General features: G+C 35.9%; 20 protein-coding genes and 1 riboswitch. Of the genes, 16 read left to right on the forward strand and 4 right to left on the reverse strand.

Translation table 11 applies throughout. The features are described 5' to 3' along the window. Positions 1–8 precede the first annotated feature (8 nt). Complete coding sequence (locus tag BMZ04_RS09570) at positions 9–1,364, reverse strand: MATE family efflux transporter (RefSeq protein ID WP_093268797.1); 1,356 nt, start codon at positions 1,362–1,364, stop codon at positions 9–11. A 44-nt stretch (positions 1,365–1,408) separates the two neighbouring features. On the opposite strand from BMZ04_RS09570, the gene BMZ04_RS09575 reads away from it, so the two are divergent. Together BMZ04_RS09575 and BMZ04_RS09580 are read left to right on the forward strand one after the other, a co-directional pair. Beyond that, positions 1,409–2,485 (forward strand): undecaprenyldiphospho-muramoylpentapeptide beta-N-acetylglucosaminyltransferase, encoded by a 1,077-nt coding sequence (locus BMZ04_RS09575; RefSeq protein ID WP_093268801.1) that lies wholly within the window; start codon positions 1,409–1,411, stop codon positions 2,483–2,485. Positions 2,486–2,866: 381 nt separating this feature from the next. Further along, positions 2,867–3,010, forward strand: a complete 144-nt coding sequence (locus BMZ04_RS09580) for a YfhE family protein (protein ID WP_093268805.1) — start codon at positions 2,867–2,869, stop codon at positions 3,008–3,010. A 310-nt stretch (positions 3,011–3,320) separates the two neighbouring features. Here the strand turns inward: BMZ04_RS09580 and BMZ04_RS09585 are convergent, their stop codons facing one another. Further along, the gene (locus tag BMZ04_RS09585) at positions 3,321–3,866 is read right to left on the reverse strand and encodes a GNAT family N-acetyltransferase (RefSeq protein WP_093268809.1); all 546 of its coding nucleotides are present in this window, start codon (positions 3,864–3,866) and stop codon (positions 3,321–3,323) included. A 347-nt stretch (positions 3,867–4,213) separates the two neighbouring features. Here BMZ04_RS09585 and BMZ04_RS09590 point away from each other — a divergent pair, with 347 nt between their 5' ends. The 14 genes from BMZ04_RS09590 to BMZ04_RS09655 all read left to right on the forward strand — a co-directional run bounded on the left by BMZ04_RS09590 (position 4,214) and on the right by BMZ04_RS09655 (position 22,538). Then, positions 4,214–5,881, forward strand: coding sequence for a sensor domain-containing protein (locus BMZ04_RS09590; protein WP_093268814.1), 1,668 nt, complete (start codon positions 4,214–4,216; stop codon positions 5,879–5,881). Positions 5,882–5,911: 30 nt separating this feature from the next. Then, on the forward strand, positions 5,912–6,583 hold the full coding sequence (locus tag BMZ04_RS09595; protein WP_093268819.1) for a response regulator transcription factor: 672 nt from the start codon (positions 5,912–5,914) through the stop codon (positions 6,581–6,583). Then, positions 6,580–7,956, forward strand: a complete 1,377-nt coding sequence (locus BMZ04_RS09600; RefSeq protein WP_093268824.1) for a HAMP domain-containing sensor histidine kinase — start codon at positions 6,580–6,582, stop codon at positions 7,954–7,956. The genes BMZ04_RS09595 and BMZ04_RS09600 overlap by 4 nt, the downstream gene beginning before the upstream one ends. A gap of 264 nt (positions 7,957–8,220) precedes the next feature. Further along, the gene (locus tag BMZ04_RS09605; RefSeq protein WP_093268830.1) at positions 8,221–11,022 is read left to right on the forward strand and encodes a 2-oxoglutarate dehydrogenase E1 component; all 2,802 of its coding nucleotides are present in this window, start codon (positions 8,221–8,223) and stop codon (positions 11,020–11,022) included. A gap of 34 nt (positions 11,023–11,056) precedes the next feature. Next, positions 11,057–12,271, forward strand: a complete 1,215-nt coding sequence (gene odhB, locus BMZ04_RS09610) for a 2-oxoglutarate dehydrogenase complex dihydrolipoyllysine-residue succinyltransferase (RefSeq protein ID WP_093268834.1) — start codon at positions 11,057–11,059, stop codon at positions 12,269–12,271. Positions 12,272–12,807: 536 nt separating this feature from the next. Further along, positions 12,808–12,911: riboswitch (SAM riboswitch) on the forward strand. Positions 12,912–13,038: 127 nt separating this feature from the next. After that, positions 13,039–13,875 (forward strand): MetQ/NlpA family ABC transporter substrate-binding protein, encoded by an 837-nt coding sequence (locus BMZ04_RS09615; RefSeq protein ID WP_093268838.1) that lies wholly within the window; start codon positions 13,039–13,041, stop codon positions 13,873–13,875. A 410-nt stretch (positions 13,876–14,285) separates the two neighbouring features. After that, positions 14,286–15,365: a methionine ABC transporter ATP-binding protein gene (locus BMZ04_RS09620; RefSeq protein ID WP_093268842.1), complete on the forward strand. Its 1,080-nt coding sequence runs from the start codon at positions 14,286–14,288 to the stop codon at positions 15,363–15,365. Beyond that, complete coding sequence (locus tag BMZ04_RS09625; RefSeq protein WP_093268846.1) at positions 15,307–15,960, forward strand: methionine ABC transporter permease; 654 nt, start codon at positions 15,307–15,309, stop codon at positions 15,958–15,960. The genes BMZ04_RS09620 and BMZ04_RS09625 overlap by 59 nt, the downstream gene beginning before the upstream one ends. A 134-nt stretch (positions 15,961–16,094) precedes the next feature. Then, positions 16,095–16,838 (forward strand): MetQ/NlpA family ABC transporter substrate-binding protein, encoded by a 744-nt coding sequence (locus BMZ04_RS09630; protein ID WP_369802656.1) that lies wholly within the window; start codon positions 16,095–16,097, stop codon positions 16,836–16,838. Positions 16,839–16,859: 21 nt separating this feature from the next. Next, complete coding sequence (locus tag BMZ04_RS09635; protein ID WP_093268854.1) at positions 16,860–18,203, forward strand: LLM class flavin-dependent oxidoreductase; 1,344 nt, start codon at positions 16,860–16,862, stop codon at positions 18,201–18,203. Continuing rightward, the gene (locus BMZ04_RS09640) at positions 18,200–19,399 is read left to right on the forward strand and encodes an acyl-CoA dehydrogenase family protein (RefSeq protein ID WP_093268858.1); all 1,200 of its coding nucleotides are present in this window, start codon (positions 18,200–18,202) and stop codon (positions 19,397–19,399) included. Before BMZ04_RS09635 ends, BMZ04_RS09640 begins: the two co-directional genes overlap by 4 nt. A 137-nt stretch (positions 19,400–19,536) precedes the next feature. Continuing rightward, positions 19,537–19,734: a DUF6501 family protein gene (locus BMZ04_RS09645; protein ID WP_093268862.1), complete on the forward strand. Its 198-nt coding sequence runs from the start codon at positions 19,537–19,539 to the stop codon at positions 19,732–19,734. Positions 19,735–19,781: 47 nt separating this feature from the next. Beyond that, positions 19,782–20,645, forward strand: coding sequence for an ATP-binding protein (locus tag BMZ04_RS09650; protein ID WP_093268865.1), 864 nt, complete (start codon positions 19,782–19,784; stop codon positions 20,643–20,645). 9 nt (positions 20,646–20,654) lie between these two features. Then, positions 20,655–22,538, forward strand: coding sequence for a vWA domain-containing protein (locus BMZ04_RS09655; protein WP_093268869.1), 1,884 nt, complete (start codon positions 20,655–20,657; stop codon positions 22,536–22,538). Positions 22,539–22,694: 156 nt separating this feature from the next. Here the strand turns inward: BMZ04_RS09655 and BMZ04_RS09660 are convergent, their stop codons facing one another. Together BMZ04_RS09660 and BMZ04_RS09665 are read right to left on the reverse strand one after the other, a co-directional pair. Then, on the reverse strand, positions 22,695–23,882 hold the full coding sequence (locus tag BMZ04_RS09660) for a toxic anion resistance protein (protein WP_093268873.1): 1,188 nt from the start codon (positions 23,880–23,882) through the stop codon (positions 22,695–22,697). Then, complete coding sequence (locus BMZ04_RS09665; RefSeq protein WP_093268877.1) at positions 23,857–24,531, reverse strand: 5-bromo-4-chloroindolyl phosphate hydrolysis family protein; 675 nt, start codon at positions 24,529–24,531, stop codon at positions 23,857–23,859. The genes BMZ04_RS09660 and BMZ04_RS09665 overlap by 26 nt, the downstream gene beginning before the upstream one ends. Positions 24,532–24,562: the final 31 nt, after the last annotated feature.

A 24,562-nucleotide genomic window follows, 5' to 3' on the forward strand; every position in this document is an offset into this window, starting at 1 on the left:
CGACGCATTTAAGCGTCGTTTTTTGTTATCCTTCTTTGTAAGAAAATGAGTCTTGAAACAAGCGTAATGGCTCCTAATGTAAGTCCTACGATTAATCCAATCCAGTAGCCAAAACGTTCAAATGACGTATAAGTCGCTAGGTAATATCCGGTTGGCAATCCAATAACCCAGTACGAAATAATAGCCATAATAAACGTGACTGTTACATCTTTATATCCACGTAATGCACCTTGTACTGGTGCTTGAATCGCATCCGATAGTTGGAAAAGCGCTGCAAACAAGAAAAACTGAACTGTTAATGAAATTACATACTGATCATCAGTATAAATTGATGCAATTGGCTCTCGGAATATTAACAGGATAGAAGATGAGATAAAGCTGAAAAATACGGCAGTCCCTACACTTAACCAACTATAAGTTTTCGCATCTTTGTAACGTTTTGCTCCTACTTCATGACCTACTAAAATGGTTGCCCCCATAGCTATACTAAGCGGAATCATGTAAAGCAAGGAAGTAAAATTCATTGCTATTTGATGCGCAGAAATGACTTCGGTCGAATACCTACTCATCAGAATTGTTACAGCTGAGAAAATCGTCGTTTCTGCGAAAAGCGCCAATCCAATAGGAACTCCAATTTTTGTTAGCGTGCCCATTTTTGCAAACGATGGTTTACTCCAATAATTAAATATCGTTAATTCTGCGAAAGGTTTATTTTTATAAATGATAAAGATTGCGATAATGAGGATAAGCCAATATGTTATGGCCGATCCGATCCCCGCTCCAACTCCGCCGAGTGCAGGGAAACCAAACTTTCCGAATATGAATACATAGTTTAAAACGATATGAATTGGTGCCGATAATAATGTAATAAACATGGAAACTCTCGTCTTTCCTAATGCATCGATGAAGGAACGAAGCACACTATATAAAAATAAGGGAATAAGACCAATACTCATCATATATAAATATTTCTTCGCAACTAAGCGTACACTATTTTCAAGGGGTATCAAGTTTAAGATGGGATCGATCAATAAAAAAATACCAAGAAAAACGATAAATGCTAGTAAAATAGCGATATAAAAACCTTGTTGCACAAAGGTACGTACATCTTTTTTCTTTTTTGCACCGATAAATTGTGCTACAATGGGCGTAATTCCTATTAATATACCAGTTAACCCGGTATAGACAGGAACCCAAATGGAGGATCCAATAGAAACACCTGCTAGATGATCAATACTATATTTACTTGTCATTAATATATCAAAAAAGGTCATTAAATAAAGTGCAACTTGTGTGATTAAAATCGGGACTACAATTTTAATCATATATTTACTTTTTTCGGGTAGTGTTTTCGTTTCATGCATTTTGGCATACATCCTTTAGTTTTAAAATAGTTAGGAGATTATGAATGAATAATAACACGATCGTATTAACGGGTGGGGGAACTGCTGGTCATGTTTCGTTAAATGAAGCAATTATTCCCGAGTTAATAAAAAAAGGATACAAAATCCATTATATCGGCTCACATGAGGGGATTGAAAGAACAATAATTCAAGAAAATTTTCCAACCTTACCTTATCATCCGATTTCTAATGGCAAATTGAGAAGATATTTCTCCGTAAAAAACTTTTCCGATCCATTTAAAGTATTATTCGGTACATTACAGGCATTAAGTATACTAAGAAAAGTAAAGCCATCAATCGTTTTTTCAAAAGGTGGGTTCGTATCTGTTCCTGTTGCTATCGCCGCAAAACTTGCGAATATTCCGGTAGTCATACATGAATCAGATATAACTCCAGGACTTGCAAACAAGATTGCTTCTTCATTTGCGGAACATATTTTTACGGTGTTTGAAGAAACACTAACCTATTTGCCGAAGGAAAAAGCATCTTCTATTGGGGCTATCATTCGTCCAGATTTATTTTTTGGCAATGAACAAGTTGCCGAGAGACTAACTGGTTTTCAAGCGGGAAAAGATACACTAATCATTATGGGTGGTAGCCAAGGCTCTGCTAAGATTAATGAATTGATTAAAGAAAATATAGATGCTTTAACAAGCAAGTTCCAAATTATTCATTTATGTGGAAAAGGAAATTTGGATACAACATTAATAGGTAAGCCTAATTATATTGCATTTGAATATGTAACGGATGAATTACCTCACTTATTAAAGATATCGGATTATGTAATAAGTCGTGCAGGTTCAAATTCTATATTTGAATTTCTAGAGTTAAAAAAACCGATGTTGTTAATCCCTTTATCGATTCATGCGAGTAGAGGAGATCAATTGTTAAATGCAAACTTCTTTGAGAACAAAGGATATGCACTAAAAATAGAAGAAGAGCATTTAACGACTAAAAGTTTTATGGATACACTATCCGATTTAGTGAAATATAAAGAGGAAATAATCGATAAACAATGCACTGCAGATTCCTCGAAAACACCGGATCAATTCACAGAGTTATTACTTACGTATAAAAAATAAATAACGACGCTTTGCCATTAAGTATTAAAAATAAAGCAGGAGAAGGAAATAACGGTATTTTCTACTCCTGTTTTTTTCTATGATTAATTCAATTACTATCTAGGAAATCGATAGAAAAGGTGACTTCCACAGATTAGAAAAGTAGTTGAAAGTAGATCCGAGAAACTTGAAAATTGTTATTCGGGATGTAAAACAATGAAGACAGAATAACAAGTTACCATTAAGTTAATTATATTTATGAGTTTCATTCTCTTGATCCTACATATTAGAATCTTAGACTTACTAAAAAGTCACTTGTAAAATTTTTCTTATTATAAAATCGAATATCCATGGTTATAAAGGAAAAACTAATAAAGATAAAAAATGAAAGGAGTGTTCCCGATGAATAATCATAAACCACCACATGAGCAGTTCACAATGAAAGATAATGGTTTGACTTCAATGCAAGAAGTTTTATATCAAAAAGAATTTAATCGTGCTGATAAAGCGACAACCAAGAAAAATCAAAATCAAAATAAAAAGTAAACATCTTAATGAACTCCGGTATAGGCAACATACTCGGAGTTCATTTTTTTAGCTCCTATATATCATTTAAATAATCCTTTCGATTTATTCATTTTTAATTCTAAAAGGTTATTGTTCAGTGAAATCTCTTCAAGCTGATATATAACGATTACTATAGTATCAATAGAGTAGGAGGGTTTGTGCGTATTACATAACTAAGAAATTAAACAAAAGCAGCGCCTCCATAACAGAGGTGCTGCTTACATATTTCTATAACTACCTTGACCAGTTAATAAATATTATTTTAATATCAAAACTTCCGCATTTCAAATTACATCGCTTGTTCTTCTTCGTTGTTTTGTTGCATCATCACTAAATGGAACAAATCTTTTGGAATATAGTACAAATCATAAACTTCTTGTTTTTTGTTAATCTCCGCATAAATAGAAGGATGTGATTCGTTTGCTTTAATCGTGTAAGGAAGTTTTTCCGCAGCACGAATACTTTTTGGATTCGTTTTACGAATGCGTAAAAACACAGTTTGAATATCTAGCTCGAAAAAAAGCTCTTCGAGAAATTGTTCTTTTGCTTTTTTATTGTAACCAAGCCCTTGGAATTGAGTACCAATCCATGTACCTAGAAAACCAGCTCCATCTTCAATATCAAATAAATTAATCGTACCAATTGGTTGACCAAAATCACTAATAATCGTACGAGTAATGACAGTACCAGCTTCCTCTTCTGCCATTATTTGTTTTGTTGAGAACCAATATTCATCCACTGAATATGCTTTATGGCGTACAAAAGGCAATACAGTTGGATCAGACATAAGTTCATAGAGAGAAGTACATTCATGCAAATCTCGTTTTTTTATCAAAAAAAGCGCCCCCTAAAGAAACCAATAAATGAGCATAATCATCCTAGGTCCCTGAAATTTTTCATTTCGAATTGCATAAAAAATTTCGGGGTAGGAATCGAACCTACTAGGACCAGCTCAAAACTGGTGGCGCACCATTTGCCTTCCCTCGGCAAAGTTAACTTTGCCTTATAAAATTATTTGCATTAATAATATACTTTGTTTTTGCCTTTTTGCATAGTCTTAAATCATGTCTATTTTATTAATTTTTCGTAAAGAATATAATCTAAATACTTGTATGTTGAACACTAAATACATATGATTATAGGATATAAGTACGTAAATGCGATAGGAGTTTGTTTAAGAAAATGTCTTACCCAATTATTACGAAAGAACAATTCCATTTATTATATGATTTAACAGACGAATATGTGTTTTTTATGCGTCAAGAAGAAAATACTTTTGTCTATGAATATATCAATAAAAAAGCGGAAGAAGTCTTTACTGAAAATCCACGCGGCAAGCGATTAGAACAATGTTTCAATGATTTTCACTGTAAAACGATTCTCTATTATTACAATCGAGCGCATACGCTTAAACAAGCCGTTTCTTATCAAGATCATCATTGCGTAAAAGGCGCAACATTTGTTAATGAAACGTCAGTAATTCCGATAATTGATGAAGACAATGTATATATTCTAGCAACAACAAAAGAAGTGATCAAAACAAAAGAATTGCAAGAGTCAACTTATATATTAGAGAGTTATCGTAAAGGTGTAAATGATGCAGCACTTGTCGCAATGACAAATGAAGATGGTATGATTGTAATGGTAAATGAGTTATTCGAAACGACTTCCAAGTTCAGAAAAGAGGAGTTAATTGGAAAATCATTTTGGATGATTAATTCTAACTATCATGAAGAGCGTTTTTTTGAACAGATGTGGGAGACGATCCGAAAAGGAGATATTTGGAGAGGCCAAATACGTAATAGAACGAAATATGGCTCCTTCTATTGGGTGGATGCTACCATAATTCCAATTACTAATTATACAGGGAAAATTGAGAAATATTTAACCATTCAATTTGATAATACGGAAAAGAAACGGATCATGACCGAATTACGTAATATTGAACGTTCATTCAAACTGATAACAGAACATTCCAACGATTTAATCGCTATTACGGATGAAGAGGGGTATTTGCTTTATTCATCTCCAAGTCACGAAGCTATTTTGAATTATGAAAAAGAAGAGTTGCTCGGAACCTATTATTTGCAGTTGATCGCGAAAGAATCTACATATCTAATTGAAAATATGGAGATGTCTCTAAATCAGGAAAAAAACAACAAAATACGCACTGAGCTTCTTTTAAAAACAAAAGACGGGTCCACTATATGGACGGATACAACTATTACGACTGTACAAAGTACAGTGGATGATCAAGAAGAAAAGTGGTTTGTTTTTGTATCTAGGGAGATTACGGAAAAGCGTGCGTTAGAGGAACAGCTGAAATTTTTAGCGTTCCATGATAGTTTGACGGGATTACCAAACCGACGTATGTTCTATGAAAATATGCTAGAAGCTATACGATTAGCATCTGAAAAGAATACAAATATTGGATTACTATATATAGACGGTGATAATTTTAAAGAAGTTAACGATCAGTTTGGGCATGATATGGGAGATCGTTTTTTAAAACATTTTGCAGAAAAGTTAGAACAAAGTATTCAACAACAATATAAAATATACCGGTTTGGCGGGGATGAATTTATCATTGTAATAGAACAAATTAATGATTATATGGATGGGAAAAGTGTAATGCTTGAATCAATCATACAATCGATACAAGATACATTCAAAATAGGTTGGATGATCGATGCCATTCATTTTACACCAACCATCTCGATAGGCGTTTCTATCTTTCCGCATGATGGCTCTACTATCAATGAACTGCTAGAGAATGCAGACTTGGCATTGTATGAGGCCAAGAAACTTGGTAAAAATAATTTTGTATATACTAGTGCCGTTCATACTTAGCATGAACGGCATTTTTGAAAGGATTTGTCTATGTTGAAGCGCCATATTTTACTTATAGAAGACGAGATAAATATCGCTAAATTTGTAGAGTTAGAATTGAAACATGAAAATTTTTTTGTAACAGTTTCTCATGATGGTAGGGAAGGAGCAGAGCTTGCATTATCGAATGAATATGACTTGATGTTAATAGACGTTATGCTTCCAAATTTAAATGGTTTGGAAATTTGTCGTAGGATTCGACGGAGAAAAGAAACTCCAATTATTTTAATAACGGCAAGAGATGCCATAATCGACCGAGTTTCAGGTTTAGAAGCTGGGGCTGATGATTATGTTGTCAAGCCATTTGCAATCGAAGAATTATTAGCACGAATACGCGCGATTTTAAGACGAGTAGAACGTCCAATCATAAATGATCTGACGATTAATCATTTTACAATTGACCAAAAAGCACATCAAGTATTCTACCTGGATAAAGAAATCTTACTAACGAAGACAGAGTATGATTTGCTCGTCTTTTTTATGGAGAATAATAATATCGTCTTAACAAGAGATGTCATCCTGGAGAAAGTTTGGGGCTATGAAACAGAAGTAGAAACGAATGTCGTTGATGTATATATCCGGCATTTGAGAAAAAAGTTACCAGAAGAAATTGCTTCACTCATTGAAACCGTTCGTGGAGTTGGATATGTGATGCGCACATGAAACATGGGACATTACAAAGAAAATGGACATATGCTTCTGGTCTATCGATTTTTTTGAGTTTTTTCATGATGTGCGTTATCTTATTTTTCTCTCTTTACAATTGGTTGCTTATTTCGGAAGAGAAGATTGCACAAAACACATTGCAGGAAGTTGTACACTTTTTTGAGTCTAAAGGACCGATTATTTCGATCCAAGATATACAGCGAAATAAAACATTGCTAAATCAACTCGTAAACCAAAAACAATCAGTTCGCATTTTAAACGCAGATGGAATAGAAGTATTACGCATAAATGATGCAAGCCCATTCCCAAGTTTTTCGCAGAATTTAAATGCTGAATTTCAAAAAGATAAGCTAAATGATCAACTACTACTTCATAAAACGGCGGAGATTGATTTTGGCTTGTTTAAAGGCTATGTGGAAATTTCTCATAGTTTAGAGAGTTTTACGCAATTAATGCGCTATATACTACTAGCAATGCTTATTTTTACGTTCATAGCACTTGCACTTTCGGCGTTGATTGGTTATTCATTATCTTCGATTTTACTCAGACCTTTAAAAGAACTTCGCGATGAGATGCAAGAAGCTAAACGAACGAAATTTTCAAAAGAAGTACGTTTCTTGTACGCCACGAACGATGAGATTGGAGAACTTTTAACAATCTATCAACAGCTGATGAACGAAGTATCAGAAACTATTACAAGGCAAGATGAGTTTATTCATAATGTATCGCATGAGCTTCGCACACCTATCCAAGTTGTTGAGGGACATTTGTCCTTATTAAATCGTTGGGGTAAAGAAGATAGAGATGTGTTAGATGATTCGTTGCAAATCTCCTTAACAGAGGTGCAAAAAATGAAATTACTAATAGAAGAAATGATTAAACTTGCTAAAAGGGAGCAGTCGGATGAACGAATAGAAAGTAATATTTCTAAAATCGTAGATGATTTGCAACAAAAATATCGTATTTTATCACCATCCGTTTCCATAAAATATGAAGGAAATGAAATCGAAACACTACCTATTCCAGCTACTACTTTAGAACAAATACTTGGAAATCTAATCGATAATGCAATTAAATACAATATAAATCAGCCAGAAATTATTGTAAAAGTAGCGTGTGATTACAAACATACATGTCTTTCCATAATAGATAATGGAATTGGTATTCCAAATGAAATGCTTCCTAAAATATTTGATCGTTTTTTTGTTGTAGATAAAGCGAGAACAAAAACAAAAGGAGGCTCTGGTTTAGGGCTAAGTATCGTAAAACGGTTAGTATCGGAATATAAAGGGAAGATTTATGTTGAGAGCAAAGAAAATAAAGGTACAAAATTTGACATTATTTTCTCTAAAATGACAAAAGAGGAATAATACAATTATCGGTATAATAAATATTGTTTAAATTCTTATTTAATTTGAGAAAAAGCATTGTATTTTTTTCCTAGAGTAGTAAGATGGATATGGAAAAATTGTTCTTTCAAACTATACTTTCAGTCCTTTTGAAAGAGTGGTAAACTATAATTGTGTACATTTTGTGTAGGTCACAAAATATTTACATTCAATTTTATTCTATCTAATTATTTATGTATTTTTTCATCAATGCCTAAAGGCACAAAATGTTGGAGGTTTTTCTAAATGTCGAACAATCAAACACCTTGGTCAGCTTTTTCTGGTCCTAACCTTGGTTATGTGATGGAGCAGTATGATTTATTTCTACATTCTCCGGACGAAGTGGATAGCGAACTAGTTAGTTTATTTCAACAGTATGGTGCACCCACGATTGCACCAACTACATCCATAGCAAATGTTGCCACATCTGCAACAGAGCCAAATAATTTTGAAAAAGTTATTCGTGCTATTCAACTTGCGGATGCTATTCGTGCAAATGGTCATTTAACAGCGGATATCTATCCATTAAATGATGGTCCTAAAGAAGATTCTAAAATCGATCCGAAAACATATGGTCTGACGGATCAAGATTTACGAGAAGTACCAGTTTCATTTTTAATAACGAATGCACCAAGTAGTATTGCAAATGGTTTACAAGCGATTGAGCATTTAAAAGCAGCTTATACAAACAAAATAGCTTTCGAAATTGCACATATTGTAAACAGAGAAGAAAAATTATGGTTGCAAGATAAGATTGAAAAAGGCGCTGATCTAGAAAAACTTTCAGCAGATGATAAAAAAGCATTACTAAAACGTTTGACACAAATAGAAGGTTTTGAGAAATTTATCCACCGCACATTTGTCGGTGCGAAACGTTTTTCAATCGAAGGTTTGGATACATTAGTTGTACTAATGGATGAATTAGTGCGTCAATCCAATAAAACAAATACAAAACAAGTAAATATCGGAATGGCTCACCGAGGTAGATTAAATGTATTAACACATGTTTTGCAAAAGCCATACGAAATGATGTTTGCAGAATTTGCGCATGTTCCAAGCGAATCATTTTTACCGAAAGATGGTTCATTAGAGATGTCTGAAGGTTGGTATGGAGATGTCAAGTACCATAAAGGTGCTGCATTCCGTTCACCATCTGGTTTGACATTAAAATTAGCATATAATCCATCTCACTTAGAAGTTGTGAGTCCGATTGTTACAGGACAAACTCGTGCAGCACAAGAAACGACAGATGAAGCAGGATACCCTGTACAAGATAAAAATGCAGCATTTGCCATTTTAATACACGGAGATGCAGCATTCCCAGGTCAAGGTGTAGTTACAGAAGTATTGAACTATAGCCGAGTACGTGGATTCCAAACAGGGGGATCTATACATATTATCGCAAATAATATGATTGGATTCACAACGGAGCACTATGATTCACGTTCTACTCATTATTCTTCTGATCCAGCAAAAGGATATGAAGTACCGATTATTCACGTAAATGCCGATGATCCAGAAGCAGTTCTTGCTGTAGCGAAAATTGCACATGAATATCGTCAAAAATTTGAAAAAGACATAGTTATTGATCTATTAGGTTACCGTCGTTATGGACATAACGAAATGGACGAACCTTTAGTGACAAACCCAACAATGTATCATAAAGTTCACCAACATCCAACAGTTAGAGAACTTTATGGACAGCAACTAGTAGAAGAAAAATTACTTGAATCAGCTGATGTGAAAACATTAGATGAATCAATTTTTAGCGAAATGCAAGTAGCCTATGACCGTGTAAAAGAACTTCCACAAACTACTGTGCATGATATCGTTATTCCTGAAGTAGTATTAAATGGAATGCCGGAAATACAATCAGGAGTAGAAGAAAGCAAACTCGCGAAAATAAATGAAGAGCTTCTTACTTGGCCTGCTGAATTTACAGCATTCAAAAAATTAGCGAAAATCTTAAAACGTCGTGAAGAGCCATTTAAAGGAAAAGGAAAGATTGACTGGGGTCATGCAGAAACACTTGCTTTTGCAACAATTCTTCAAGATGGAAACTCCATCCGTTTAACTGGTCAAGATGCTCAGCGTGGTACTTTCTCACATAGACATTTAGTGCTACACGATGAAAAAACAGGTGCAGAATTAACGCCAATTCATGGCATTAGTGATGCAAAAGCTTCGTTCGTTGTTCATAATAGTCCATTAACGGAAGCTGCCATTTTAGGATATGAATTCGGTTACAATTTAGAAGATCCAAACTCCTTATCTATTTGGGAAGCACAATATGGGGATTTTGCTAATATGGCACAAGTTATGTTCGATAACTTTATTAGTGCAGCAAGATCGAAATGGGGATTAAAATCTGGACTTGTTATGTTATTACCACATGCTGCTGAAGGTCAAGGTGCAGAACATTCAAGCGCTCGTCTAGAACGCTATTTACAACTAGCAGCGGAAAATAACTGGACGGTAGCAAATCTATCAAGTGCGGCAAACTATTTCCATATTTTACGCAGACAAGCTAAAATGTTAAAAGAGGATGCAATTCGTCCTTTAATCATTGTGTCTCCAAAATCACTGTTACGTCATCCACTAGTTGGGGCAGATGTTGCTGAATTAACAGCGGGTCAATTTGAAACAGTATTGGAACAACCGGGTCTTGGTCAAGATGCTAAAAAGGTCGAAAAAATCATTTTTGCAAGTGGTAAACTCGCAATCGATTTAGCAGACAAAGTAAAAGATGGGGAAGGTTACGATCACTTACACATTGTACGTGTAGAACAACTATATCCATTCCCATCAGAAAAGATTCAAGCAATCGTAGAACGTTATCCGAATGCGAAACAACTTGCTTGGGCACAAGAAGAGCCTGAAAACATGGGTTCATGGAATTTTGCCCTTCCGTATTTATTAGAATTAGCAGATGGTAAAGAAATCACATATGTTGGTCGTGTACATCGTTCTAGTCCAGCTGAAGGTGACGGAGATACGTACAAAGTTGAACAAGCACGAATCATTGATGAAGCATTAAGTAGTTTATAAGAGAAGCTAAGATAATCTAGAGGAGGAAATTCAAGTGGCAGAAATTATTGTTCCAGAATTAGCAGAATCGATTACAGAAGGTACGATTGCACAATGGTTAAAACAACCAGGTGAAACAGTAGAAAAAGGTGAGTTCATTGTTGAACTTGAAACAGATAAAGTAAATGTCGAAGTAATTTCAGAAGAAGCTGGAGTAGTTAGTGAATTACTTGCAGCAGAAGGCGACACAGTGCTAGTAGGTCAAGTTATTGCAGTAGTTGGAGCAGGTTCAGGAGCAGCAGCTGCACCAAAAGCACCTGAGGCGGAGGCTACACCAGAAGCTCCTAAAGCAGCTCCAGTAGTAGAGGAAACTTCTTCTGAGCAAGATCGCACAATCGCAAGTCCTGCAGCTCGTAAACTAGCTCGTGAAAAAGGTATTAACTTAAGTGAAATTTCACCAGTGGATCCAATGGGACGCGTTCGTGTACAAGACGTTGCAGCACATGGTTCAGCTCCAGTGCCTGCAAAGGCAGCTCCAGCACCAGCGGCTACTGCACCAAAAGAAGACGATGGTCGTACAACTCGTGAAAAAATGTCTCGTCGTCGTCAAACAATTGCTTCTCGTTTACTAGAAGTAAGACAAAATACTGCAATGTTAACTACTTTTAACGAAATCGACATGACAAATGTGATGGCATTACGTTCTCGTAAAAAAGATCAATTCTTTGAGCAAAACGATGTACGTCTTGGATTCATGTCATTCTTTACAAAAGCAGTAGTTGCTGCACTTAAAAAATACCCTTATGTAAATTCACAAATTGATGGAACAGATATTGTGAAAAATAATTTCTATGATATTGGTATCGCAGTATCCACTGATGGTGGTTTAGTAGTTCCAATCGTTCGTGATGCGGATCGTAAAAACTTTGCTGAAATTGAGGGGAATATTGGGGAACTTGCTAAAAAAGCACGTGACAACAAACTAGCCCTTTCTGATATGTCTGGCGGTTCATTTACTATTACAAACGGTGGAGTTTTCGGTTCATTACTTTCAACTCCTATTCTTAACGGTACACAAGTTGGTATTTTAGGAATGCATACTATTCAAAAACGTCCAGTAGCAGTTGGCGACGATATTCAAATTCGTCCAATGATGTATGTGGCACTATCTTATGACCACCGTGTAATCGATGGAAAAGATTCAGTTGGATTCTTGAAAATGGTAAAAGAGCTATTAGAAAATCCAGAAGATCTAATGTTAAATTCTTAAAATGTATAAAATGCAGACACTCATTATGTGGGTGTCTGCATTTTTTTAATAGAATAAGAAATTAAAATTTCCCGTTCCATAAATTCAGTGCTTCAGATATATTGAGAAATAGATCGATTCAATAATACTTTTGATTTCCGTTCCAGGCGGACGCTTTTTAGCGGGGGAAGCGATGAGCCATTACCTAAAAAGTATGAAATGTGATATTCCCACAGAGTAAAGTGTTTACAAAGGAACGATGGCTAAGAGCGCCACCTCCATGTAAGGCAATCTAAGTTCGCCACGTCCTGTTACAATGATTGCAATGTCTTTCTGCGACGAGTAACCGCAGGAGCATGACCCACGTCCTGTGGGCAAAGGCGCCTACGTGACCAACATCCTGTTGGCCTCAGCTAGAGCCGCCGGCATCCACAACAATCAAGCAATTTTCCTACTTAACAAAAATTTAATATTATGAATATTTTATTTTTTCAATAAATAGTGTTGACTTATAAAATAGTATTATGTATAGTTAAATAAAATTTAATATGTAATTCTTCTTATCAAGAGAAGCAGAGGGAATGGCCCTACGAAGCTTCAGCAACAGACTGCTATTTGCAATACTGTGCTAAATCCATCGATTTAATTCGAAAGATGAGAAGAGGTTAGATTTTCTATCATACCTCTTCAGTTCTAATAATCTGAAAGGGGCTTTTTTATTGATATAATACCTAGTATATTAATATGTTTAATCGATTTAGTTTGATAAAGAAAAGGAGAGAGTGTAGATGAAAAAATGGTTTGCATGGTCAATTTTAACTTTATTTGTTTTATTATTAGCAGCTTGTGGTTCAAAAGAGGAAGTTGCTTCAAGTGTAAAAAGTGATACGAAAAGTAGTGAAGAACCAACAAAAATTAAAATAAGTGCGTCAACGACACCACATGCAGAGATTTTGCAATATATTTCAGATGATTTAAAAGCAGAGGGTATTGAATTAGATATTATTATTACTCAAGATGGTATTCAAACGAACCAATCAACGGCTGATGGTGACTTAGATGCAAACTTCTTTCAACACACACCATTTTTAGAGCAAGTCAATAAGGATAGTGGGATTGATCTTGTGAATGTAAAAGGAGTTCATATAGAACCATTTGGTGTTTACTCGAAGAAAATTAATGATTTTACTAAGTTGGATGAAGGAGCCAAAGTTGCGGTGCCTAACGATCCCGTAAACTTTTCAAGAGCGTTACTGTTATTTGCCGATAATGGAATAATTGAGCTTGCTTCAAACGTTGAAGGTTCATACACCGTTCAAGATATTACGAAGAATGATAAGAAGCTAGAGTTTGTTGACATTGATGGACCATTACTAGTAAGAGCTCTAGATGATGTTGACGTTGCTGCGATTAATACAAACTATGCATTAGAGGGAGGATTCAAACCGTTAGAAGATGCACTTATCATTGAAGGAAATGAATCTCCATATGTAAACATTTTAGTGTCTAGAAAAGATAATCAAAATGACGATGCTATACAAAAACTGGCTGCAGCATTAACAACGGAAAAAGTAAGAGAATTTATCTTAGAGAAGTATGAAGGGGCTGTAGTACCAGCATTTTAACTTCACTTTAGCAAGTGTTTTCTGCGACGAGCTTGCGCAGGAGCAAACAATAACTGCTGAATGTCGAGGAACTCTGGCTAAGATCTCCTGCTCAAAAGTCATGCAATCTGAGTTCGCCGCGTCTTGCGGAAAAGATTGCATGACTTACATCTTGTGAGCTTCAACACCTGAGTGACCAACTTGCTGTTGGCCCAAAGCCTCCGGCAGATGCCACAGATTTTAAATGGAATTTATCGAGCGAGCTCAGGGCTGCATGATGTAGGTCAGTTAGCCAATGTAGCATGATGCGACGTTCTTAGGTTAACTTCCTTACTTGATCTCGGTGCACTGTTTTTTTCGGTGCTGAACGAAAAGGTATTTGATAGTAGTAATATTGCAACTGCAGCATTCCAATGTAAGGAGGAAATAGAATGATTGAATTTCGAAAAGTATCTAAAAGATTTGTCACGGGAAAACGAACGATTACTGCACTCGAAGATGTAGAGTTAACTGTTAATAAAGGAGATATTTTTGGAGTAATTGGGTTTAGTGGAGCCGGGAAGAGTACTTTAATCCGAACGGTAAATTTATTAGAAACACCGACCTCTGGAGAAGTATTAATTGAGGGGAAGAACTTACAAAAGATTTCTAAAAAAGAACTGAGAGAAGAAAAGAAAAATATTGGTATGATTTTTCAGCATTTTAATCTATTAAACTCTAAAACAGTATTTGAGAATGTTGCAATGCCTCTTTTACTAAGTAAACATACGAAAAAAGAGGTAGATCAAAGAGTATTGGAGGTACTCCAATTCGTTGGCTTAGAAGATAAAATAAAAAGTTATCCCGATCAGCTTTCAGGAGGACAAAAGCAAAGAGTTGGTATAGCTCGCGCACTTGTAACTAACCCATCAATATTACTTTGTGATGAAGCGACATCCGCTCTAGATCCGCAAACAACAAAATCCATTTTACAGCTTTTAAGACGTGTGAATGAAGAATATAAAATTACGATACTAATCATTACGCATGAAATGGAAGTGATAAAAGAAATATGTAATCGAATTGCCGTAATGGAAAATGGTCGTGTGATTGAGTCAGGAAATATACTAGATGTCTTTTCCAATCCACAAACAGAAACCGCACGCAATTTTGTAAGTTCTGTTGTGCATGATGAAATACCACAATCCGTCTATCGTTTAATGGAAATTCATAATGGTAGGAGTCATATACTAAAAATCGATTTTGTAGGGGTGAGTTCTGGTCAACCAATTATCTCCCAAGTCGCTAAAAAATTTAAAGTAGATGTGAATATTCTATTTGGAAATATTACAGAATTGCAAAGCATCCCATTTGGAAATTTGATTGTTGAATTAGTTGGGGATTCGAGTGAAGTTCAAAAAGCAATTGATTTTATTCAAAGTGACACAGTAAATGTAAAGGAGGTTATAGGGCATGGAAGTAAACAGACAAATTTTGATCGAAGCAATTTGGGAAACGTTGTACATGGTTAGTATTGCTCTCTTTTTTGGAGCGATATTAGGATTTATTTTAGGTGTTACATTAGTAGTAACTAGAAAAGGACATATTTTAGAAAATAAACCAATATTTTCAGTCGTGAATCCAATTGTAAATATCTTCCGCTCTATTCCATTTATTATTTTACTTGTAGCGATTATTCCTTTTACACGATTAATCGTCGGAACATCAATTGGAACTACCGCAGCAATAGTCCCACTCGTATTGCATGTTGGACCATATATTTCTCGATTAATCGAAAATTCCTTATTAGAAGTAGATGATGGGATTATAGAAGCGGCAAAAGCAATGGGTGCTACTCCATTTCAAATTATACGGAAGTTTTTACTGCCAGAAGCATTTCCATCCCTAATACTTAGTGTTACAACAGCAACGATAGGTTTGATAGGGGCTACAGCTATGGCTGGTGCAGTAGGGGGCGGTGGTCTAGGAGATGTTGCAATAACATATGGATATCAACGTTTTGATAATGTAACAATTCTAGTAACTGTAGTAATTTTAGTAGCGATAGTTCAATTAATTCAAAGTATCGGAAATGTATTCGAACGAAAGCTTAGACGAGTTAGATAAAGTGAAACTTCATTTAAGTAGGGGTATTACTGCCCGTTAAGGCGGGATAAAAATATAGTGAAAAGAAGGTTAATAGTAATGAAAAAATTGAGCATAGCTTTTATCTTTATAATAAGTCTCCTATTAGAGTTGGAATACGTAGTTCTGAGATAAAAACTTGGGAATATATAAAAGAAAAAGCTGCTGATAATGGAATCGAGCTTGAGTTAGTCAACTTTAACGCGCAGTATGATCCAAACCAAGCTTTAGCTGAAGAGGAAATAGATATTAATGCATTTCAACATCTTGCATATTTAAATTTATTTAATGAAAATCAAAAAACAGATCTTCAAGCAATTGGAAGTACTATTATGGCACCGATTGGCTTATATTCTAATAAATATAAATCGTTAGAAGAGATTCCAGATGGCGCTCAAATTGCTGTCCCAAATGACCCTTCGAACTGGGGGAGGGCTTTAATGTTACTACAAGAAGCTGGTTTTTTAACAGTAACAGATGATTTTGATGGAAACGGTGGAGCAGATCGTATTAAAGACAATCCTAAAAATCTTGAAATTGTACCAGTCGACGGAGCTACGACTCCACGCGTAATGGAAGATACAGCAGGAGCGATTATTAATAATGGTGTAGCAGTAGAGGCAGGTCTGTTACTAAAAGATGCACTTATTCACGAGAGTAAAACAGCGATTCCTTTTGTTAATACGATTGTGGCAAGATCTGAAGATGCTGATAATGAAACTCTGAAGGAAATTGTTGAAATTTATCAAACTCAGGAAACCGCAGATTTTATTTCAGAAACATATAATGGAAATTATATTCCTGTAATTTTAACAGCGGATGAAATCAAAAATTGGAAAGAAGCATATGTATCAAAATAAAAGAATTAAGGAGAATTCAAAATGGGTGGAAAACGTCAAATTAAATTAGCAGCATATTTAATAGGAACTGGGATGCACGTCGCATCCTGGAAACATCCTCTTTCAAATCCTAATGCAAGCATTGATATTAAACAGCTTCAAAATCTAGCAAAAAAGGCAGAATCCGGCAAGTTTGATATAGCATTTATAGCGGATAGTTTAGCTATTAATCATGAGTCGCATCCGCAAATATTAAATCGTTTAGATCCAGTTATTCAAATTACGGCTCTTGCAGCAGCTACAGAAAAGATTGGTTTAGGTGCAACAGCGTCAACTACTTACAGCGAACCGTATGTATTAGCCCGTCAAATTTCCTCCGTAGACCATATAAGTGGTGGTCGTGCAGCATGGAATCTTGTAACGACAGCGGATGCAACAGGAGAAACGGCACAAAATTTTAGCCGTGAGAAACATTGGGAACATAATCATCGCTATGAAAGAGCGGAAGAGTTTATTGATGTAGTAAAAGGCTTATGGGATTCTTGGGAAGATGATGCTTTTGTTTACAATAAAGAAACAGGCCAATTTTACGATCGTGAAAGGGTACATGAAATTAACTATAAAGGAAATTACTTCTCTGTAAAAGGTCCGTTGAACATTGCACGGTCCATTCAAGGTCAGCCTGTTGTCGTGCAAGCAGGTGCGTCGAAACCTGGTCAACGTCTAGCTGCTCGAACAGCTGAAGTAGTATTTGTTCATTGGGATAATTTGGACACAGGGAAAACACATTATAAAAGGTTGAAAGGACAGTTAGATGAGTTTAATCGTTCCGAGAATGACCTACTTATACTGCAAGGTATTTCTCCCATTATTGGTACTACTGAAGAAGAAGCTATTGCCAAATATACAGAGCTTCAAAACTTAATAGATCCATTTGTAGGATTAAAATTTGTTTCTGGTTATATGGGGAACGTAGATTTTTCAAAATACAGTTTGGATACTCCAGCTATAGAAGTGGAGTTTCCTAAATCAAACAGTATTCAAAGTCAGGTGAATGAGTTTATGAAAATTATTAAGGAAGAAAACTTAAAGGTTGGAGAATTGTATGGACGATTATTCGGTGCTGGAAAACGAGATGGCTTCGTAGGAACACCTGAACAAGTAGCAGATGAAATGGAGAAATGGTTTGTTGAAAAAGCTGCAGATGGTTTTATGATTCAATTTCCATTATTACCACGTGATTTAGAAGACTTTGTTGAAAAAGTAGTGCCGATTTTACAGCAAAGAGGAATATATCGTGAGGATTATGAGGGGGATACATTAAGAGATCATTTGGGCTTAAGAAAACCGGTGAATCGCTTCGCGAGAGAAAAGGTGAAGAAATGACAAGGTTTAGTAATGACTTGTTTGTTCGTAATAAACGAGAAGCGGATCTTGTTGAATATGCCAAGCGTTTAGCGACAGAAATAGATAAAACTGCCGGAAAGTATGATGAGCTCGGGGAATTTCCTTTTGAGCATTTTGATTTACTTGAGAGAGAGGGGTTCTTTAAATTAACAATTCCCAAAAAGTATGGTGGGGATGAAATCTCGTTATATGAGATGTTATTAATACAAGAACAGCTTGGGAAGGCGGATGCATCTACTGCACTTTCGATAGGGTGGCACTTATTAACCTTTTTAAATGTCCGTGAAACATCTCCTTGGCCAGAAGAAGCATTTGAAAGAATTAGCCGTGCTGCTGTGGAAGACGGTTCGCTGATGAATATTATCAGCACGGAGCGAGGAAAAGGAAATATATCAAGAGGTGGAAAACCAGGTACAATTGCTCGCAAGACTGTTGGTGGTTATATTATTACGGGTGAAAAGGCATTTGCTTCTTTGGCTCCAATTTTAAACCATTTTTCAATTATTGCTTATATCGAAGAAGAGGATGTAACGGCAGAATTTTTAATTACTAAAAATGAGCAAGTAGAAGTGATTAATACATGGAATGCATTAGGCATGCGAGCGACAGGAAGTCATGACATTATTTTTCATGATGTATTTGTTCCAGAGGCAGACTTATTGGCTAAACTTGATGCATCTAAACTTAATCGATTTCTAGCAGATGGACGTGTTTACTCATTAGAAATTCCAGCAGTGTATTTAGGTATTGCTGGAGCGGCAAGGGATTTTGCGGTAGATTTCGCAAAAAATACGTATTCACACAGTTTGGAAGATTATATTTCTAAAGCAGCACATATCCGACAAAAGCTTGGAGAAATAGAGTTATTATATCAAACATCTCGTAATCTATTGTATTCCATTGCCAGTCGGTTTGAGCAAGACCCGTCATTAAAAAATGAGCTTACGATTGATGTGAATATTGCCAAACATGTAATTTGTAATCATGCAGTGGAAATCGTAGCAAAAGCTATGAGGATTGTAGGCGGGAGGAGTATCGCGAAAGGAAACAAGTTAGAACGTCTATTTAGAGATGTGCAATGTGCAGCTTTTAATCCTCCGCAAGATGATTTGGTTATTGAGCAATTAGCAGCTTTTTTATTGTCAAATGGTGTCAAAGAAGAGATAAAAGTATAAATTCAATCACAAAACACGAGCAGATTCTTCATTTGGAGGAGCTGTTCTATTTCTTTTTTTGAAAAGCAATAAAACAACGCTAACAGATTGAATTATAAAGTATACTTTCGTATACTATAATAAAAGGAAGTGGAAACATGATACATACAAATTGGGCTACAAAGCCTACACTTAAAACAGTTACTTGCGTACAAACTGATGCAAAAAAATTCTTAGTAAGCAATGTACTTACAGTTGGAAAAACATATGAAGTGAAGAATGAAACAGAAGAGTTTCTATTCGTTGTTGACAATTCTGGAAAAGTTGGCGGCTTCTACAAAGAATATTTTCAATAAAAATCCGATGAACATTCATCGGATTTTTTTCATAAGGAGATCATAATATGACAGATTTAATAAATACCCAACAACAAATTCGTTTAAATAGAATTCATAATGAAGAAGATAGCCAACTTATAGGGGCAGGAGGATATTTATCGCCGAATAATGATTTATTTAATGATGTACTCATTGCCATTTCATTGAAAAAGCCTGTCTTACTAAAAGGACCTACGGGGGCAGGGAAAACGAAACTTGCAGAAACAGTATCTCACTATTTTAATCAACCAGTCCAAAGCATTAACTGCTCGGTAGATTTAGATGCAGAGGCACTACTCGGCTTCAAGACAATTGTATTAAAAGATGGCACGAACGTTATTGAATTTGTGGAAGGCCCCGTCATTGAAGCGATGAAAAAAGGACATATTTTATATATCGATGAGATTAATATGGCGAAGGCAGAGACATTACCAATCTTACATAGCGTTCTGGATTATAGAAGAATGCTGACAAATCCTTTCACCGGGGAAGTGATTCAAGCACATCCGGACTTTTCTGTCATTGCCGCGATTAATGAAGGGTATATAGGGACGACCCCGATGAATGAAGCATTAAAAAATCGTTTTGTATCTTTTTCTATTCCATATATTTCGGGAGAATTGCTTGCGAATCTTTGGAACGAAATGTTTCCAACAGCTCCTAAGCAGTTAATAACTGTTATGTTGAACTTAGCAGAGGATTTAATGGAGCAAGTAAAACAAGGGATACTTTCAGAAGAAGCAGCTTCCATTCGTAGCCTACTTGATGCGACGGAACTAGCACAATATATGGAACCGATGAGGGCAATTACATACGCGATTGCCGAAAAATTAGAGGATGAGCAAGAGAAGGATCTTGTATTGGAATTAGCTTCTTCTTGGATAAAGTGAGGGATATAAATGGCTTCTGTAAATCGTTTTATCCAATTCAATAATGAAACAATCGACACGCGCAAATTAATGCATTATGAAAATATGGCTAAAGCATTAACAAAAAATACAAAAATCCTCGTCAATGAGCGTAAGCTAATCGAATTTCAACCAGAAGACCAAACCGTTTCGCTTAGTGTATTTTGGAGACACCGAGAAGATGGAATTATGCATGTAGGTAGATTATCTGATATATACTTGTTAACAGAAGGATTTTGGAAATATTTCAGTGTACAAGCGTGGAGAGAATTTTTGAAAGAAAAGCCAAATAATCTATCTAAACTCCTGGATCAGCTCCTATTTTGTTTAGAAGAGTTTCGTTTAGTGGAAAAGATTCAGAAAAAAAGAGTAGGAACAGCTAACATATTTCGATCGAGAGTACAGACTTATCTAGCTTTTCATAAACAACAACTCCTCGTAAATAGTCAAAAAGGATTTTTGGCAGATGCATTTATCAGCTATGTATATATTGGTTTGCATGAAGGTACTATGCATGTGAATGGACCAGAGTTCTTTTCGTTAGCAAATGGGATTATTGAAAAAGTCTATGAAAGCAAGGATACACAAGGATCAATCGATATCGTCTATCAACTCTATTATTTACTGCAAGCACATATGAAAGATGATGCCTTACATCAATATTATGCGATTCTTTCTGCTTCCAACCTACCTAGCGTAGACTTTCATTATCATCAAGGTATGAAAGACTCTCTCGTTGGGGAAGAGGGGAAGAAAGAAACTATTGAAGAAATTTTCCGTTCTTGGCATCGCGAAAATGAACAAGAAGATGGTGTTCATTTGCAATTTGAACTCGAACATGGAAGAGATGGGGAAGCCGACCAAAATATCGCCTCACAAGAAGGACGAGAGGGACACGACATCACCCAAATTGGTCAAGGCAGGTCATCCGGCGACACCAGAGAGAATTTGATCACGGAATATAAAGAGGAAAAATCAAATGACAAGAAAAAAGCTGGTAAAGCGTTTGGAAAAGAACATCTACATGTTGAATATGAGGAAACACGTATAGAAAGGGCTACTGCGGGCGAAAACAAACTGTTGCTTCAAGCATATCGACAAGAGCAAGCCCCGTTCGTCAGAGCTTTCGTACAAGAAATGAAAAAACGAATGGAACAAAAAAAGGTAGACAAACGGTTGAATCTGTCGAAAGGAAGACTTTCTTCCAACCTAACGACACTTTGGACAGAGGAACGACCAAAACCCTTTTATAAAAAGAATGCGCCAAGTACGCATTTAAATGCAGTTTTTGGCCTGTTAGTTGACGGATCCGCATCGATGCAAGACAAACTGGATGAAACAAAAAAAGCAGTTCTATTATTTCATGATGTGCTTAGACAGCTAAAGATTTCGCATGAGATTGTATTACATTACGAGGATGCATTTGAAGCTTCAGACACAAAGCAGCCAAATACATTCGAATGGATTCATAAGCTCGAAGATGGTGGGAAAGATAGCGGTTTGAACATACTGTCTATAGAAGCACATGAGGATAACCGGGATGGGTTTGCAGTCAGATGGATGGGGAAAAGATTGGAGAGCCGGCCAGAAGCGCATAAATTTTTGCTCGTCTTTTCGGACGGAGAACCTTCTGCATTTGGATATGCGCAAAATGGCATTATGGATACTGCAGAAGCTGTAGTCGAGCTCGAGCGCAAGCATATATCCGTGTTACATTTATTTTTGAATGATACAGAGGCAACGGAAGAACAATTGAATTTGTTCCGCTTAATATTTGGGAAAAAGACTGCTGCTGCCGCATCACTCGAAAAGTTTTCAGAAGAAACATTACGTCTACTTCGGAAGATGCTTCATCATGTTGTAAAAAGTACTTAAGAAAAGAGCAAGCGCCTATGTTAGAGGAATACAGTCTAAGTTCGCGACATCGTGGTGCTTCTGCGAAGAGTTTTGCGCAGGGGCAAGGCGCTGGAGCTGGATTGACAATGAGTAGAAAAGCATAACTCTCTTTTCTTTTTAAAAAACCGTCCTTCGTTAAGAAGGACGGTTTTTCGATTGGTCGGCTATTAGTAGGAGACGTTGTTTTAACTCTTCTTCCATGCGCCCAATTTCAATTTCGGCTGCTTTTCGTTTTACTCGGCCATCTGCTTGAATGCGCATCGTTTCTTCTATTGTTTGAAGTAGGTTTTCTTGCGTTTTCTTTAGTGTTTCAATTTCAACGATACCACGTTCATTTTCTTTCGCAGTTTCTATGCTATTCACTTTGAGCATTTCCGAATTTTTCAGTAGTAAATCATTTGTTGTTTTCGTTACTTGTTTTTGTGCTTCCACTGCTTTTTGTTGACGATTTAAAGTTAGTGCAATTGCAATTTGGTTTTTCCAAAGTGGGATAGACGTCATAATGGAAGATTGTATTTTTTCTGCTAGCGTTTGGTTCGTTTGTTGAATCATACGGATTTGCGGTGCACTTTGAATCGTTATTTGGCGAGACAATTGTAAATCGTACATTCGTTTTTCTAAACGGTCTACGAATTGTGCCATATCATTGACTTCCTGATATGCCATTTGATCATTCGATTCTTCTGCTTTTCGTCGCATCTCAGGGATTGTAACATTCATAATTTCTTCTTTTTTTACTTCCGCAGCAGCAATATAAACATTTAGCGCTTGAAAATACGTTTTATTCTGTTCATATAATTTATCGAGCATATGCACATCTTCCACTAGACCACGTTTGGAATGTTCCAGTTGAATGCCAATACGATCAATTTGTGTGCTTAACTTTTGGTATTTTGTCATCATTTCTTGAACAGAACGGTTTACTCGATTAAACAATCGTTTGATACCTGATTTTTTTTGCGTAGTCAGTTCTTCCGGATTAATATCTGAAAGCTTGTTCATTAAATCACCTAAAATATCGCCAACAGGACCTATGTCTTTTTTCTGTACATGATCTAACATCTGATGAGAGAATCGAGAAAGTTCGGTTTGTGCGTTTGCTCCATACGTCAAAATTGCTTCGTAATTACCGGCGGGGATTTGGTTTGCCAGTTGTCTAGCTTTTTGTTGCTCCGCTTCAGACAGCCGGTCAATTAGTTTTGTAGGAGCAGAGTTCTCCGCTGTAGTTACAGCTTGGGGTTTTGCTGTATTTAGTTCAAATGGACTTGCTAATAATTCATCCATTAATAAATCATCACTAGTATTGACTGTTTTGTCGCTCATTTTCTGATTCTCCTTCTAAATATAGAGGTTTCTCTCTTTTGTTTACTGATAATTTAGCGAAATCTAGCTCCATTTTGAGGTGTTCAATATCAGAAGCTAGTACATCTTTTAGATCGTCCTCCATAATGGAATTCATCGATTCTAAAGTCTCGCGAGTATCTGCTAAAGCAATTTTAAAGTCATGATTTTTCATCGGTTGAGACACTAGAAGCGTATATTTGGATGTCAGCTCTACAGCAGAATCTAGATGTGCATAGAAAAAATTTTCTACTTGGTAAAACTTACGTGGATTCTCTTTTACTAAAGAAATAATCCGTTTTGCTAATCTATTCATTTCAAATAATTGTTTAAATGAACTAAATGATCGTACTTTCAAATAGTGGCTATTTAGCGTACGAATTTTTGCATTCGCTTCTTTTAGTTGTTTTTGTATATGGAAATACTCAGAGTGAGTAAGCTGGTGTTTCTTCATAATTCTTCGATGCTGCAACTTTTTTATACTAAAATTCGACACGAAGTATATACCAATTGCAAGTGCGGAACTGACGAAGTATCCGATGTCGAATGGGAAAAAGAAAACGAACCAGGATAGGAACATAATGGGTATATTGATCAAATGACGAATAATTGTATTCATTACTTCAGTCATAACAGGTTACCTCCTTTTATCTACAGTATTA

Source organism: Psychrobacillus sp. OK032 (genome assembly GCF_900111345.1).
In the GTDB taxonomy this organism is placed as follows: Bacteria; Bacillota; Bacilli; order Bacillales_A; family Planococcaceae; genus Psychrobacillus.

Excerpts from the sequence above, each read along its gene's own strand:
- BMZ04_RS09570 (WP_093268797.1), bottom strand. The coding sequence starts at position 1,364 with ATGCATGAAACGAAAACACTACCCGAAAAAAGTAAATATATGATTAAA.
- BMZ04_RS09575 (WP_093268801.1), top strand. The coding sequence starts at position 1,409 with ATGAATAATAACACGATCGTATTAACGGGTGGGGGAACTGCTGGTCAT.
- BMZ04_RS09580 (WP_093268805.1), top strand. The coding sequence starts at position 2,867 with ATGAATAATCATAAACCACCACATGAGCAGTTCACAATGAAAGATAAT.
- BMZ04_RS09590 (WP_093268814.1), top strand. The coding sequence starts at position 4,214 with ATGTCTTACCCAATTATTACGAAAGAACAATTCCATTTATTATATGAT.
- BMZ04_RS09595 (WP_093268819.1), top strand. The coding sequence starts at position 5,912 with ATGTTGAAGCGCCATATTTTACTTATAGAAGACGAGATAAATATCGCT.
- BMZ04_RS09600 (WP_093268824.1), top strand. The coding sequence starts at position 6,580 with ATGAAACATGGGACATTACAAAGAAAATGGACATATGCTTCTGGTCTA.
- BMZ04_RS09605 (WP_093268830.1), top strand. The coding sequence starts at position 8,221 with ATGTCGAACAATCAAACACCTTGGTCAGCTTTTTCTGGTCCTAACCTT.
- BMZ04_RS09615 (WP_093268838.1), top strand. The coding sequence starts at position 13,039 with ATGAAAAAATGGTTTGCATGGTCAATTTTAACTTTATTTGTTTTATTA.
- BMZ04_RS09620 (WP_093268842.1), top strand. The coding sequence starts at position 14,286 with ATGATTGAATTTCGAAAAGTATCTAAAAGATTTGTCACGGGAAAACGA.
- BMZ04_RS09625 (WP_093268846.1), top strand. The coding sequence starts at position 15,307 with ATGGAAGTAAACAGACAAATTTTGATCGAAGCAATTTGGGAAACGTTG.
- BMZ04_RS09635 (WP_093268854.1), top strand. The coding sequence starts at position 16,860 with ATGGGTGGAAAACGTCAAATTAAATTAGCAGCATATTTAATAGGAACT.
- BMZ04_RS09640 (WP_093268858.1), top strand. The coding sequence starts at position 18,200 with ATGACAAGGTTTAGTAATGACTTGTTTGTTCGTAATAAACGAGAAGCG.
- BMZ04_RS09645 (WP_093268862.1), top strand. The coding sequence starts at position 19,537 with ATGATACATACAAATTGGGCTACAAAGCCTACACTTAAAACAGTTACT.
- BMZ04_RS09650 (WP_093268865.1), top strand. The coding sequence starts at position 19,782 with ATGACAGATTTAATAAATACCCAACAACAAATTCGTTTAAATAGAATT.
- BMZ04_RS09655 (WP_093268869.1), top strand. The coding sequence starts at position 20,655 with ATGGCTTCTGTAAATCGTTTTATCCAATTCAATAATGAAACAATCGAC.
- BMZ04_RS09660 (WP_093268873.1), bottom strand. The coding sequence starts at position 23,882 with ATGAGCGACAAAACAGTCAATACTAGTGATGATTTATTAATGGATGAA.
- BMZ04_RS09665 (WP_093268877.1), bottom strand. The coding sequence starts at position 24,531 with ATGACTGAAGTAATGAATACAATTATTCGTCATTTGATCAATATACCC.